General features: G+C 70.3%; 13 protein-coding genes and 1 pseudogene. 7 read left to right on the top strand and 7 right to left on the bottom strand.

The features are described from left to right. Positions 1-181 precede the first annotated feature (181 nt). Positions 182-1,033 carry a helix-turn-helix domain-containing protein gene (locus BMY97_RS36340; RefSeq protein ID WP_091626476.1) on the bottom strand — a complete coding sequence of 284 codons (852 nt, stop codon included), beginning with the start codon at positions 1,031-1,033 and terminating at the stop codon, positions 182-184. A gap of 134 nt (positions 1,034-1,167) precedes the next feature. On the opposite strand from BMY97_RS36340, the gene BMY97_RS36335 reads away from it, so the two are divergent. The 3 genes from BMY97_RS36335 (at position 1,168) to BMY97_RS36325 (ending at position 4,066) form a co-directional block, all read left to right on the top strand. Further along, positions 1,168-2,184, top strand: a complete 1,017-nt coding sequence (locus tag BMY97_RS36335; protein ID WP_091626362.1) for an aldo/keto reductase — start codon at positions 1,168-1,170, stop codon at positions 2,182-2,184. Positions 2,185-2,256: 72 nt separating this feature from the next. Then, the gene (locus BMY97_RS36330) at positions 2,257-3,045 is read left to right on the top strand and encodes an alpha/beta fold hydrolase (RefSeq protein ID WP_091626359.1); all 789 of its coding nucleotides are present in this window, start codon (positions 2,257-2,259) and stop codon (positions 3,043-3,045) included. A gap of 88 nt (positions 3,046-3,133) precedes the next feature. Further along, positions 3,134-4,066 (top strand): esterase/lipase family protein, encoded by a 933-nt coding sequence (locus BMY97_RS36325; protein WP_091626356.1) that lies wholly within the window; start codon positions 3,134-3,136, stop codon positions 4,064-4,066. Here the strand turns inward: BMY97_RS36325 and BMY97_RS36320 are convergent. Beyond that, complete coding sequence (locus tag BMY97_RS36320) at positions 4,059-4,550, bottom strand: GNAT family N-acetyltransferase (protein WP_218156956.1); 492 nt, start codon at positions 4,548-4,550, stop codon at positions 4,059-4,061. The genes BMY97_RS36325 and BMY97_RS36320 overlap by 8 nt on opposite strands. 139 nt (positions 4,551-4,689) lie before the next feature. Here BMY97_RS36320 and BMY97_RS36315 point away from each other — a divergent pair, with 139 nt between their 5' ends. Beyond that, positions 4,690-5,115, top strand: coding sequence for a hypothetical protein (locus BMY97_RS36315; RefSeq protein ID WP_091626354.1), 426 nt, complete (start codon positions 4,690-4,692; stop codon positions 5,113-5,115). A gap of 7 nt (positions 5,116-5,122) precedes the next feature. Here BMY97_RS36315 and BMY97_RS36310 read toward each other — a convergent pair whose 3' ends face one another. Together BMY97_RS36310 and BMY97_RS49435 are read right to left on the bottom strand one after the other, a co-directional pair. Next, a complete protein-coding gene (locus BMY97_RS36310) occupies positions 5,123-5,926 on the bottom strand; it encodes a hypothetical protein (protein ID WP_091626352.1) in 804 nt (267 codons plus the stop codon). Between the two features lie 37 nt (positions 5,927-5,963). Next, positions 5,964-6,314, bottom strand: a pseudogene (locus BMY97_RS49435) (GTP-binding protein); the annotation flags it as partial. Between the two features lie 259 nt (positions 6,315-6,573). On the opposite strand from BMY97_RS49435, the gene BMY97_RS36300 reads away from it, so the two are divergent. Continuing rightward, positions 6,574-7,011 (top strand): DoxX family protein, encoded by a 438-nt coding sequence (locus BMY97_RS36300; protein ID WP_091626346.1) that lies wholly within the window; start codon positions 6,574-6,576, stop codon positions 7,009-7,011. A gap of 56 nt (positions 7,012-7,067) precedes the next feature. Here the strand turns inward: BMY97_RS36300 and BMY97_RS36295 are convergent, their stop codons facing one another. The 3 genes from BMY97_RS36295 to BMY97_RS36285 form a co-directional block, all read right to left on the bottom strand. Further along, positions 7,068-7,769 carry a TIGR03089 family protein gene (locus BMY97_RS36295; RefSeq protein ID WP_091626342.1) on the bottom strand — a complete coding sequence of 234 codons (702 nt, stop codon included), beginning with the start codon at positions 7,767-7,769 and terminating at the stop codon, positions 7,068-7,070. A gap of 109 nt (positions 7,770-7,878) precedes the next feature. Next, the gene (locus BMY97_RS36290; RefSeq protein WP_425425380.1) at positions 7,879-9,162 is read right to left on the bottom strand and encodes an LCP family protein; all 1,284 of its coding nucleotides are present in this window, start codon (positions 9,160-9,162) and stop codon (positions 7,879-7,881) included. Positions 9,163-9,364: 202 nt separating this feature from the next. Continuing rightward, positions 9,365-10,897, bottom strand: a complete 1,533-nt coding sequence (locus tag BMY97_RS36285) for an LCP family protein (RefSeq protein WP_245787677.1) — start codon at positions 10,895-10,897, stop codon at positions 9,365-9,367. 140 nt (positions 10,898-11,037) lie between these two features. On the opposite strand from BMY97_RS36285, the gene rfbB reads away from it, so the two are divergent. Continuing rightward, positions 11,038-12,030 carry a dTDP-glucose 4,6-dehydratase gene (gene rfbB, locus BMY97_RS36280; protein ID WP_091626334.1) on the top strand — a complete coding sequence of 331 codons (993 nt, stop codon included), beginning with the start codon at positions 11,038-11,040 and terminating at the stop codon, positions 12,028-12,030. A 27-nt stretch (positions 12,031-12,057) separates the two neighbouring features. After that, positions 12,058-12,945, top strand: a complete 888-nt coding sequence (rfbD, locus tag BMY97_RS36275; protein WP_091626332.1) for a dTDP-4-dehydrorhamnose reductase — start codon at positions 12,058-12,060, stop codon at positions 12,943-12,945. Position 12,946 lies beyond the last annotated feature (1 nt).

The raw sequence follows: 12,946 nt of genomic DNA, 5'->3' as shown, positions 1-12,946 counted from the left end.
GACACGCAGGACGGGCGCGCATCGGGTAGTTGCACGTTGTGGGTCGGGGTCACTGATCAGCTGGCCTGGTCCGTGGTCACGAACATCGGTGCCGGGTCGATGAAGACGAATCCGTGCCCGAAGGCGCAAGAGGTCGGCGAGGCCATGATCGCGCAGCTGAAGGGGGCATAGCCGGGCGAACTCAACTGTCCGAAGTGGCCGGTTCCGTCCAACTGCCCAGCAAACGCAGGCGTTCCTCCGAAGGCGACCCCGGTTCGACGGTCGAGATGCCGAGGGTTTGCTCCGGGTCGTCGGCGGGGGTGAAGGCCTCGTAGCCCAAGACGAGCTCGCCGACGAGGGGGTGGTGGAGGTGCTTGACGCCGTGGGTGCGTTCGAAGACGTCGTGGTCGGCCCACCAGTGGCGGAAGTCCTGGTCTCGCACGGAGAGTTCGCCGACTAGGTCCGCCAATGCCGGGTCGTGCGGGTTGCGGCCGGCGTAGAGGTGCAGGGACGCGACGATGCCGCGCGCGGCGCCTTCCCAGTCCGCGTACACCGCGCGCATGGCGTCGTCCAGGAAGATCAGGCGGGCCATGTTGCGGGAGCGCGCGGGTAGGGCGTCGAAATCCGTGTACAGGGCGCGGGCCAGGCGGTTGGCGGCCAGCACGTCCATCCGGCGGCCCAGGACCAGCGCCGGCACCTCCGTGAGGCTGTCCAGCACCAGCCGCAGGCCGGGGCGGACGCGCTGCGGCGGCAGGGCACGCGGACGGCCACGGCGGGGCTTCGCGAGGGTGAACAGGTGCGAGCGCTCCAGTTCGTTCAGCCGCAGCGCCCGCGCGACGGCGTCCAGCACCGACTCCGAGACGTTCAGGTTGCGGCCGCGCTCCAGGCGCACGTAGTAGTCGACGCTGACGCCCGCGAGCTGGGCGACCTCCTCGCGCCGCAGGCCCGGGACGCGCCGCGCGCCGGGGTACGGCGGCAGGCCCGCCTCCTCGGGGGTGACCTTCGCCCGGCGCGAGCGCAGGAACTCCCGCAGGTCCGCGTTCGGCTCGCTCATGAATCCAGCGTAGAGCGAGATCACGCCCGGTCGTAACCACGAAAGGGGGTTTGCCGGACCCCCGGTACGGGCGGCTCTCCCAACCCATCGCCCACCGGTGCTTGGCTGAATCCAGCGACCAGGGAAGGGCAGCGATGAAACGCAGGATTCTCGGCGGCACGGGCATTTCCGTCAGCGAGTACGCGCTCGGCACGATGATGTTCGGCGCCATGGGCAACACCGACCACTACGAGTCGGTCCGCATGATCCACACGGCGCTGGACGCCGGCCTCAACTTCGTCGACACCGCCGACGTCTACTCGGGCGGCGAGTCGGAGGTGATCGTCGGCAAGGCGCTCAAGGGACGCCGTGACGACGTGGTGCTGGCCACCAAGTTCGGGCTCCCCATGGGCGAGGACCCCAACCACCGCGGCGGCTCGCCCCGCTGGGTCAAACGCGCGGCGGAGGCCAGCCTGCGCCGCCTCGGCACCGACCACATCGACCTCTACCAGATGCACCGCCCGGACCACGAAACCCCGATCGACGAGACGCTCGGCGCGCTGTCGGACCTCGTGCGCGAGGGCAAGGTACGCGCGATCGGCAGCTCGTTCTTCTCGCCTGAGGAGACCGTCGAGGCCCAGTGGACGGCCGAGCGCCGCGGCCACCACCGCTTCCGCACCGAGCAGCCGCCCTACTCGATCCTGACCCGCGGCATCGAGAACCGCGTGCTGCCGACGGCCCAGCGGTACGGCCTGGGCGTGCTGACGTTCGGCCCGCTCAACTCCGGCTGGCTCTCCGGCCGCGCCGACCCGACCGCCGGGCACCGCAACGCGGGCCTCGGCGCGCAGATGTTCGACCTCTCGCGGCCGGGCGTCCAGGCGAAGGCCGAAGCCGTCGAGAAGTTGACCAAGGTGGCCGCCGACGCGGGCCTGCCGCTTTCGCGCCTGGCCATCGCGTTCGTGCGCGCGCACCCGGCGGTGACGTCGGTGCTGATCGGCCCGCGCCGCCCCGAGCACCTCGCCGACCTGCTGGCCGGCGCCGACGTCGAACTGGACGACGAGGTGCTGGACCGGATCGACGAGATCGTCCCGCCGGGCGTCGACGTCCACTCGGGTGATTTCTACATCAGCCCCACCCCGGCGATCCTGGACAAGCGCCTGCGCCGGCGGTAGCGGCCGGCCCCGCTTGCCAAAGCGCGAGCCGCGTGAGAGAAGGTTTCGTACCGGTCTAACACGGAGGTATCGATGGCAACGGTGACCGTGAACGGTGGGCAGCCGGTCCACTTCGTCGACTACGGCGGCGACGGGCCACCGGTCGTGCTGCTGCACAGCTTCCTGATGGACATCGACATGTGGGAGCCGCAGGTCGAGGCGTTCGGCGCGGAGTACCGGCTGATCGCGATCGACGAGCGAGGCCAGGGCGGCACGCCGGCCGACGCGGACTTCGACTACTGGGACGTCGCCCGCGACGTCGTCGGCGTCATGGACCACCTCGGCGTCGAGCGGGCCGCCGTCGTCGGCACGAGCCAGGGCGGGTTCATCGGGCTGCGGATGGCGTTGCTCGCGCCGGAGCGGGTCACCTCGCTCGCCGTGCTGGGCACGTCCGCCGAGCCGGAGGCCGAGGGGACCGCCGCGGTTTACCGGCAGCTCATCGGGGCCTGGCTGCAGACCGGACCGGAGCCGCTGGTCGACGGCGTGGCCACGTTCTGCCTCGGCGACTACGAAGCGTCTTCGTGGAAGGCGAAGTGGCGTGGGGTGACGGGCGAGCAGTTCCAGCGGATCATGACCACGTTGATCAGCCGGGACAGCGTGCTCGAGCGCGTCGGTGAGATCACCGCTCCCGTGCTCGTGCTGCACGGCAGCGCCGACAGCGAGTACCCGATCGCGCGGGCCGAGTCGCTCGTGGCCGCGCTGCCGAACGCCGAACCGCTGGTCACGATCGTGAACGGCGCGCACTTCCTCAGCCTCTCGCACGCCGCGGAGATCAACCCGCACCTGAAGGAGTTCCTCGCGGCGCACGCGGCCGGAAAGTAACTCACTCCGAGGCGTTTCCCTTCACCTACTCGCGCGTTAAGTGGTCGGGTGACACTGGTCACCATCGGCTCACAGAGAGGTGAAGCGGATGGGCGTGCGCGCTTTCGGGCGTCGAGTGGTGGTTCTGGTGGCCGTGGCCGGGGCATTCGCCCTGAGTACCGGCACCGCGGACGCGGCGGTGAAGGAGCCGACCGGGCCGGTGCAGCCGAACATCATCGCGGCGGCGGTGTACTCGGTGCTGCAGCCGACGATCGCGCCGCCGGGCGCGAACGACTGGAACTGCAAGCCGAGCGCCGAGCACCCGGACCCGGTCCTGTTGTCCAACGGCACCACCGCGAACGCCTACGAGAACTGGGCGAACCTCTCGCAGGTGCTCGCCGACGCCGGTTACTGCGTGTTCGCCGGCAACTTCGGCGGCGCGCCCGGCAGCTTCCTGCAGACCGTCGGCCCGGTCGCGGACACCGCGGCGCAGCTCGCGGCGTTCGGCGACAAGGTGCTGGCCGCCACGGGCGCGTCGAAGCTGGACATCGTGGGCCACTCGCAGGGCGGCATGAACCCGCGCTACTGGATCAAGTACCTCGGCGGCGCCTCGAAGATCGGCAAGCTGATCGGCCTCTCGCCGTCGAACTACGGCACCAGCCTGTTCGGCCTGCTCACGGCGGTGCAGGCGATCCCGCCGGTGCGTGACCTGGTCGGCTTCGCCTGCGCCTCGTGCAACGAGCAGTCCACCGGCTCCGCGTTCCTGACCGCCCTGAACGCCGGCGGCGACACCGTGGCGGGCATCGACTACACCGTGATCCAGACGAAGTACGACGACGTGGTCACGCCTTACGCCAACGCGTTCCTGAAGCCGGCGCCGAACGTCAAGAACATCGTGCTGCAGGACGTCTGCGCGCAGGACTTCACCGACCACCTCGGCATCCCCTATGACCCGATCGCGGAGCGCGAGGTGCTCAACGCGCTGGACCCGGCGCACGCCAAGACCCCGCAGTGCGTCTTCGTGCCCCCGGTGGTCAGCTGAGGAACTGGTGCATCACGTGCAGTCCCACGTAGCCGTGGGCCGGGTGGCGGAACGCCTCGGGCACCGTGCCGATCACGGTGAACCCGAGTGACTTCCACAGGGCTACCGCGCGGGTGTTGGTCTCGACGACGCTGTTGAACTGCATTGCGCGGTAGCCCTCGGCGCGGGCCCACTCCAGCACGTGCTCGCCGAGGGCCCGGCCCACACCCTGACTGGCCTGCGCCGGGTCGACCATGAAGCTCGCGCTCGCGACGTGCGCTCCCGGACCTTCGCGGTTGGGGTTCATCTTCGCCGAGCCGAGCACCGTCCCGGCATCGTCGACGGCGACCACCGTGCGACCCGGCGGGGTGAGCAGCCACAGCTGTTTCGCGGCGGGTTCGCCCAGGTCAGGGGGCAGCGGGTAGGTCTCGCCCGCGGCGACGATGTCGTGCAGGAACGGCCAGATGGCGGGCCAGTCGGCCGCGCTCGCGTCACGGATGATCACCGTCGTGAGTATTGCCGAGTCCAGTGCCCGGCGGCCAGGGCAAGCGGACAGGGAAGCCGGGGTAAAAACGCGAACATTTTCGGGCCGGGCGGGTGTTTCCGGTTGTGCTTTCCGAACGCCGGATGTCACAGTCGACCCCATGTTATGGCCGGTCCCGGACACCTGGAAGCCGAGTGACGACGCCGAGCTGGTCGCCGGCTGGCGGCTCTGGCTCGAGCTGAGCGACCGCGCGTGGCCGAGCGCGGCGTGGGACGGCACGCCCGCGCACGCCGTCAACCAGCTGCGTGAGCTGCTCGACGCGTGTGACGACATCGAGACCGGCTACCGGGCCGCGACGACCGAGCCGTCGGAGGAATTCGTCCGGTTGCTGCAGGCCCTGGTGCTGTGCGCGAGCGCCGTGATCGGCCTGTGGTGGGACGACCACGCCCCGCTGGACTTCGAGCGGGCCCGCACCCTCCACGACGACCTGCGCCGGTTCGCGAACCACGCCGAGCAGGTCCTCACGCTGCTGGCCCGGCACGGCGGCTGGGCCGAACTCGACTCGGCCCGCCGCCGCCCGGTCTGAGGCCCGCTCAGCGCGGCCGGTACCCGCCGAACTCGCTGAAGAACACCCCCTCGCCCTGCGTCAGCGCGGGCAGCGCCTGCTCCAGCTCGTGCACCGAGGCGGCCGGGATGGTTCCGTCCACAGTGCACACTGAGCCGCGGGCAACCGGCTCGCCCGGCACCGCGCGTAGTTCCACGAGCTTGCGCAGCACCGCACTCACCGCGGCGGTGGGGACCTCGGCCTCGAAGGTGTTCACGGGTTCGTGGACGCGGGTCCCGGCTCGGCGCACGACCTCCCGCAGCACGAGTTGCGTCATCCCGCGGAAATCGCCCGCCGTCGCCCAGAAGTAGACCCGTTCGTCCGGCGCCGGGTGTTGCACAGAGGCGCCGGTTCCGGAGAGCCGTTCGACGTACAGCGTCCGTGATTCTTCGAACCGGACGTCCACGCCGAACTCCTCCGCCAGCGTCGAGCGGACGACCTCCTTCTGCACTTCGCCGTAGAGCCGCACGGAAACCTCGTGCCCGCGCCGCCGGATGCCGATGAACGGGTCCTGTTCGGACAGTCGTTCCAGCGCCGTGTACAGCTCGACGCTGGGCGGCGCGAAGAACCCTTGAGCGGGTAGGCGTTCGGGTGAGCCGAGCTGATCGCCGATGTGGACGTCCTTCAGGCCCCACACCCGTGCGACGTCACCGGCCAGCGCCGTGCCTTCGAGCGGAGTCGCGCCGTGTTCGTACACGCGCACTGCCGACGCGCGGCCGCGTTCGATCTTGAACACCGTGGCGTCCAACGGCCCGGCGCCGTCGCGGGCGCGGGCCGGGAACAGGTCACGCACGGCCGTGACGAGTTCGCCGACGCCGGCGCCAGTGATCGCCGAGCCCGGTCACCGTGCTGAGCGCGACGCACCGCGGCGAGAGTTTCGCGCGCAGGGCATCAAGCAGCTGGCCCTCCTGCGCGCCCATCCGGTCGATCTTGTTCACGAACACCAGCACGGGCAGGCCGAGCCGGGTTAGCGTGCGCATCAGGACGCGGGTCTGCGCGACGACGGCGGATTTGATGGTGATGCCGCGACGGCGTTCCAGCTCCGGCGAGTCGGTCTGGGTGTCGCCGCCGTCGACACTGCCGAGGTGGCCGATCACGCCCGCTTCGAAGAGCAGGCGCTTGGTCAGGCTGGTTTTACCGGCGTCGACATGCGCGAGAGTTCCGATGGTCAGGGTGGTCATGGGTGACGAGGTCCTCGAGGGATGCGGTGGACAGGCCGAACTGGGGTCGGTCGGACTGTCGGCGCATCGGGGGCTCCTCGCGGTGGGGTTGACCAGGCGTCGGCACGGTACTGCTCGGGGCCTGGGCGCGTACAGCGAGTTAACGATGGTGCCTGTCGGTTTCCTGTCGATCACTCGCCGAAGCCCGGTGATCGCCGACAGGTGCCCTACCGTGGGCTCAGTACGTTGAACTTTCACCCATCGGGGAGCTGGAGACCTTATGTTCGCTCGAGTCAAGGACGTCGCGCTGCTGCTCGGCCGGATCGGCGTCGCCGTGGTGTTCTTCGCCCATGGCTTGCAGAAGTGGGACGGCGGGGTGAGCGCCACCGCGACCATGTTCGACCACGTGGGCATCCCGCTGCCGACCGTCGCGGCGGTTTTCGTCATCGTGCTGGAGGTCCTCGGATCCGTCGCGTTCGTCGCGGGCTTCCTGCTGCCGCTGATCGCGATCGGTTACGCGGTGGACATGGCCGGCGCGCTGATCTCCGTGCACGCGCAGAACGGCCTGACCGGCAACGGCGGCTACGAGCTGGTGCTGGTGCTCGGCCTGGCCGCGCTCGCGCTGGGCTTCAACGGCGGGCGGCTTTCGCTGGACCACGTGCTGTTCTGGCGCAAGCGCGAAGCGCGGATCCCGGCGGGGGAGCTCGAGACCGTCTGACGTACGCGATGGCCCCCTCTCGCCGGGATTCCCGTGGGAGGGGGCCATTGTCGGGTTCAGGAGAGGTCGGCGGTGGTGCGCTCGGCCTCGCGGCGGGCGTCGAGTTTCGCCGGGTCCGCGTGGGTCACCTGGACCAGGTGGGCGCTCGCGGCCAACGGCACGAGCAGCCCGTCGAGCACCCCCTCGGGCACCGTCCAGTCCAGTGTGGACAGGACGCGGTCGGTGGCGGTGAGCCCGAGCTTCCCGGCGCGGGCCCTGGCTTCGGTCAGTATTTCGTCCACTGTGGACTTACCGAGCGCCGGAGTGTCGCCGGGGATGGGGGACAGCGGGCTGAACTGGTCGCCGGACAGCCGGGCCTCGTTGAGGTAGTCGAGCGCGGAGCCGCCGGGCGGGTTGCTCAGGCCGCGGCCCATCGGGTCGAGCGAGACGACGGCCACCGCGGGCGCGTCCACTTCCTCGTCCGGGCCGACGAACACCACCCGTGCCCCGGACGGCTCCGCGACCACGCGGGCACCGCACCACCACGCACCCAGCAGCACGCCGGCGGTCTGCCAGTGCGCGGGCAGGCGCACCGCGACGTGGTCACCCGGCTCGACGTCGAACTCGTCGACCAGCCAGTTCGCCGTCTTCGCGGCCCAGTTCACCGTGGTCGCCACGGACAGCTCGACGCGGCTGCCGAGCCGGTCGTCGTAATGCGTGATCAGCGGTTTCGCCGGCGACGCCAGTAGCGGGCGCAGCAGCTGCTCGGTGAGGCTCATGGCTCCAGGCTAGCCAGCGTGGTTGGACGCGGGGTCACGTCCGTCATTACGGCGCCGTGCCTTCGCAGTTGAGCTGACCGGCCCGGCCGCGATCAGTGTCCGTGGCCAGTCAGTTGACGCAGGGCACGCCCGGGATGCCGGAATCCAGCGTGAGCGCGCGTGCCCCGGCCGTGGCATGCGCACCGGCCGCGGCCCCGCCGCCACCGCTCGGGGTGCCGCGGCCGACCAGGCCGGCCACGAAGGACTGCACCGCCGCCGGGTCGATCTGGACGATGCTCTGCCCGTCGGGGCTGCGGCCGTTGGCCGTGATCACCGGGATGGTGGTGAAGTTCAGGTCACCGGAGGTGAGGCCCTTCACCTGTTGCGCGAAGGCCAGCACGTCGAGGCCGTCGTCGACCACGATGGAGCGGTGCACGGCGTCCATCAGGCTGTTCAGCGTCGACGGGCTGGTCAGCGTGCCCGCGGAGAGCACCTGGTGCAGCGCGGAGGACAGGAACGCCTGCTGCCGCACGATCCGGTCCAGGTCGCCGTTCGGCAGGTTCTTTCGCTGGCGCACGAAGGAAAGCGCCTCACCGCCCGAGACGGTCCGGACGCCGCGGGGGAAGTCCGCGCCCGAGTCCTTGTCCGTGGTCGCGTGGTTCAGGCAGACCTTGACCCCGCCGAGCGCCTCGGTGAGCAGGTAGAAGCCCAGCAGGTTGACCTCGGCGTAGTGGTCGATCCGGACCTTCGTCAGGTCCTGCACGGTCTGGACCAGCACGCGGCGGCCCTCGCCGTCGGAGTCGCGCTCGATCTTCGCCTGGTCCTTCTCCCCGTTCGCACGCTCGTCGGCGGCGAACCTGGCCTTCGCGACGCCGTACGCCGAGTTGATCTTCGCCTGGCCGCGGCCGGGGATGTCGACCCAGCTGTCCCGGGGGATGGAGATGCCCGACGCCTTGCCGCCGCCCTTCGGGATCCGCAGCAGGATGATCGTGTCGGTGTTGATCCCGGGGGTTTCCTCGGTGCGCAGCTGCTTCAGCATGCTCGTGGGCAGCTGGTTGCCCTGCGCGTCGGTGCGCGCGTCGCTGCCGACCAGGAGGATGTCCGTGCCGCCGTCGTCCGCGGGCGGCGCGGGCGGCTCACCCGCGCGCGGCGTCAGCACGTCGGTGGTGGGCACGCTGTTCTGGACCCGGTCCTTGGTGACGTACGCGTAGCCGGTGGCGCCCAGCGCGAGCACCGACACGAGGCCGACCGCGACCCGCGCGGTCACCCGGCCCGCGCGGCCGGCCCGGCCGCGGCGCGTGACGACCACCGGCGCGGGACCGGGCGTGCGGGGGAACGGCGACGGCTTCCAGACCGGCTCCCCGTCACTTTCCGTGTCTACAGCCGGCCGCTTTGTCGGTTGCGGCAGATCCAGGACCGGCTTCGGCGCGCTCTCGGCCGTCTCCGTCACACTGTCGGCCGAAGCGGCCTCCTCGCCGGCAGTTTCCGACGTCGGCTCGGCCTCGTCCGCGCTGCCGGACTTGCCCTCGTTCTCGTGCACCCCATGCACCTCCCCGGTCCCCACCTTAAAGGCGCGCGGACGGTCCACTCCCGGCCGCCACGCTCAGTGCCCGACTTTAGTTGACGCAGGGCACCCCGCCCGCCGTAATCGGCGGCGCGGTCGGGGTGACGGGCACGACCGGCGTCTTCGGCGCGGAGGACGTCGAGGGGCTCGACGACGTGTCCGGCGTCAGCTTGCCGCGCAGGTCCTTGCCGAGCAGCAGGCGCACGTGCCCGGCGGTGACGTCGGAGTCCGGCTCGGCCTCGGCCTCGGTGCCGAGTGCCTCGCGGACCAGCGCGAGCGCGGACTCGTCCGCCGGGTTGTAGCGGATCACGCTGCTGGACCGGGTGGACAGCTTGGTGTCGCCCGCGAGCTTGAATCCCTTGCCCTGCAACAGAGTGTGCGCCTGGGTGGCGGTGTCGGCGCCAGTGCCGTCGAACAGCTCCACGGTGACGGCCTCCGCGCCCGCCAGCGTGGCCGAGGCGGGCTTGTCCTGCGGTGCGCCGCCGTCGGAAGTCAGCCGGCTGACCTCCGCCTGCACCTGCGCCGGGTCGACGCGCAGCACGTCGGCGCCGCCGATCGTCGCGTTGCCCTGCGTGGGAATGGTGTGGAACTCGACGTTGCCGCCGGTGAGCCCGCGCATCTGCTCGGCGAACTCGGTGAGGTCCCAGCCCGCCGAGAGCACCACGGACTTCTTCACGGCGTCGATCAGCTGCGCGATCTTCACCGGGTTGGCCAGCACGTCCGAGGACAGCACCTTGTTCGCCAGCCCGGAGAGGAACGCCTGCTGGCGGCCGATGCGGTCGAGGTCGCCGTTCGGCAGCCCGTAACGCTGCCGGACGAACGCCAGCGCCTGCACGCCCTCGATGCTCTGCTGCCCGGCCGGCAGGTCGACGCCGGACTTCTTCTCCTTCACGGCGTTGTTGAGGCACACCTCGACGCCGCCGATGGCGTTGGTGATCTCGTAGAAGCTGGCCAGGTTCACTTCGGCGTACCGGTCGATCATGCCCGGCTTGCCCATGAACTTCTCCAGCGTGGAGACCAGGTTCTTGCGGCCGGCGACCTTCGCCTTCTCGTCGACGTCCTTCAGATCGGCGTCGCCGTGCGCCTGAAGTGTCTTGAACGTGTCGTTGTAGGCGTACACGTACGCGCTGTTGAGTTTGTGCTTGCCGAACCCGCCGGTGATGTCGACGTAGGAGTCTCGCGGGAACGAGATGGCGACGGCGTGCTGCCCGTTCTGCGGGATGTGCACGAGGATCATCGTGTCGGTCTGGCGCTCGCCGTCGGCGACGCCGGCGTGCAGCATGTCCAGCACCTCGCGCGGCAGCGGGTTGCCCTGCGCGTCGGTGCGGCTGTCCTGGCCGACCAGGAGGATGTCGATCGCGCCGTCGAGCGGCTTGGCGTGCGACTGCGCCTGGTCGAAGATCTCGGTGGTGGTGAACCCCGTCTGCGGATCGCCGATGAACTGCCAGCCGTACCAGGTCAGCGCCAGGATGACGACCGACAACACGGACATCACGACCTTGCCGCCGCGCCGCAGCACGACGAGCACGCCGCGACTGCGGTGCGCCGGGCGCACCGGCAGGGGTGCCCCAGGCCACTCGGTCACGTGTTCCTCCCCCAGCAAGACGAACCCCCCGGCCACCAGTGTGCCTTCAGGTGACTCTACCGAGTCCGCCCGACAGGATCCGTAGGCTGGTGCTTTCATTGCCCGGTCGGGCAGCAGAGACGGACAGGTTGGGTACAGACATGCGGGTCTTGGTCACCGGCGGTGCCGGCTTCATCGGATCGCACTACGTGCGGCAGGCGCTGACGGGTGCGTACCCGACGCTGGGTGACGCCGAGGTCGTGGTGCTGGACAAGCTCACCTACGCGGGCAACCGGGCGAACCTCGACCCCGTGGCCGCCGACCCGCGGCTTCGCTTCGTGCCGGGGGACATCTGCGACGCGGAGCTGGTCACCGGGCTGATGCGCGGCGTCGACCTGGTGGTGCACTTCGCCGCGGAGTCCCATGTGGACCGTTCGATCCTCGGCTCGGCCGACTTCGTGCTGACCAACGTGCTCGGCACCCAGACCCTGTTGCAGGCGGCGCTGGAGGCCGGCGTCGGCAAGTTCGTGCACGTGTCCACGGACGAGGTGTACGGGTCCATCGCGGACGGTTCGTGGTCGGAAGAACACGTACTGGAGCCGAATTCGCCCTACTCGGCGTCGAAGGCGTCCTCGGACCTGATCGCGCGCTCGTTCTTCCGCACGCACGGGCTGCCGGTCTGTGTCACGCGGTGCTCGAACAACTACGGCCCGTACCAGTTCCCGGAGAAGGTGATCCCGGTCTTCGTCACGAACCTGCTCGACGGCCGCAAGGTGCCGCTCTACGGCGACGGCCTCAATGTCCGCGACTGGTTGCATGTGGACGATCACTGCCACGGCATCCAGCTCGTCGCCGACGGCGGCCGGGCGGGCGAGATCTACAACATCGGCGGCGGCACGGAGCTGACGAACCGCGACCTGACCGGACGGCTGCTGGACGCGGTCGGCGTGGGCTGGGACATGGTCGAGCCGGTGGCCGACCGCAAGGGCCACGATCGGCGGTACTCCGTGGACATCACCAAGATCAGTGGCGAACTCGGTTACGCTCCGCGGGTGTCCTTCGAGGACGGTCTGGCGGGTACGGTGCGCTGGTACGCGGACAACCGCGCGTGGTGGGAGCCGCTGAAGGCCCGTGCCGCGCTCGGCGCGTCCTGATTCTCGCGGTTGCTTGGGAGGTAAGCGATGCGGCTAGCTCTGCTCGTGCCCGGCGGGTCCGGCCAGCTCGGCCGTGACCTGGCCGCGAAGGCCGGTCCGGAGGTCGAGGTGCTCGCGCCGCCCTCGGCCGAGCTGAACCTGACGTCGGTGGGCGACGTGCTGTCCGCGGTGGGCGCCCTGGCCTCGCGGGCGGCGGCCTCGGGCGCGTTCCCGGTGGTGCTGAACGCCGCGGCGTACACCGCGGTCGACGCCGCGGAGACCGACGAGAAGCGCGCGTTCGCCGTGAACGTCGACGGCCCGCGGGTCCTGGCGGCGGCGTGCGCGTCCCGTCGAGTGCCGCTGGTGCACGTGTCCACGGACTACGTGTTCGCCGGCGACGCCTCCCGCCCTTATGAAGTGACTGACACATTGGGCCCGCACACCGCGTACGGCCGCACGAAGGCGGCGGGCGAGGACGCCGTGCTGGGCTCCGGCGCGCGGTCCTGGGTGGTGCGCACGAGCTGGGTGTACGGCAAGTCCGGCAAGAACTTCGTGAAGACCATGGCGCGGCTTGAGAAGGAGAAGGACACACTGTCCGTTGTGGACGATCAGGTGGGCTCGCCCACGTGGTCGGCCGATTTGGCGGCCGGGCTGGTGGAGCTGGCCGGTTTCTTGGCGGAGGACGGTGCGCCGGCCTCGTCTGTCCTGCACTGCACTGGTGCGGGGGAGGTGTCTTGGTGCGGCTTCGCGAAGGCGATCTTCACGGAACTGGGGGCCGATCCGTCACGGATCAAGCCTTGTACGACGGCGGACTATCCGCTCCCGGCGCCGAGGCCCGCGTATTCGGTGCTGTCGAACGCTTCCTGGCGGGAGGCGGGGCTGACGCCGCTGCGGTCCTGGGATGAGGCGTTGAAGGCTTATTTCGCCACGCAGTAAA

Origin of the sequence: Amycolatopsis saalfeldensis (assembly GCF_900110575.1) — a bacterium.
Taxonomy (GTDB): Bacteria; Actinomycetota; Actinomycetes; order Mycobacteriales; family Pseudonocardiaceae; genus Amycolatopsis; species Amycolatopsis saalfeldensis.
The sequence above is the reverse complement of the archived record's forward strand: the minus strand, read 5'-3'. Positions and strand labels throughout refer to the sequence as shown.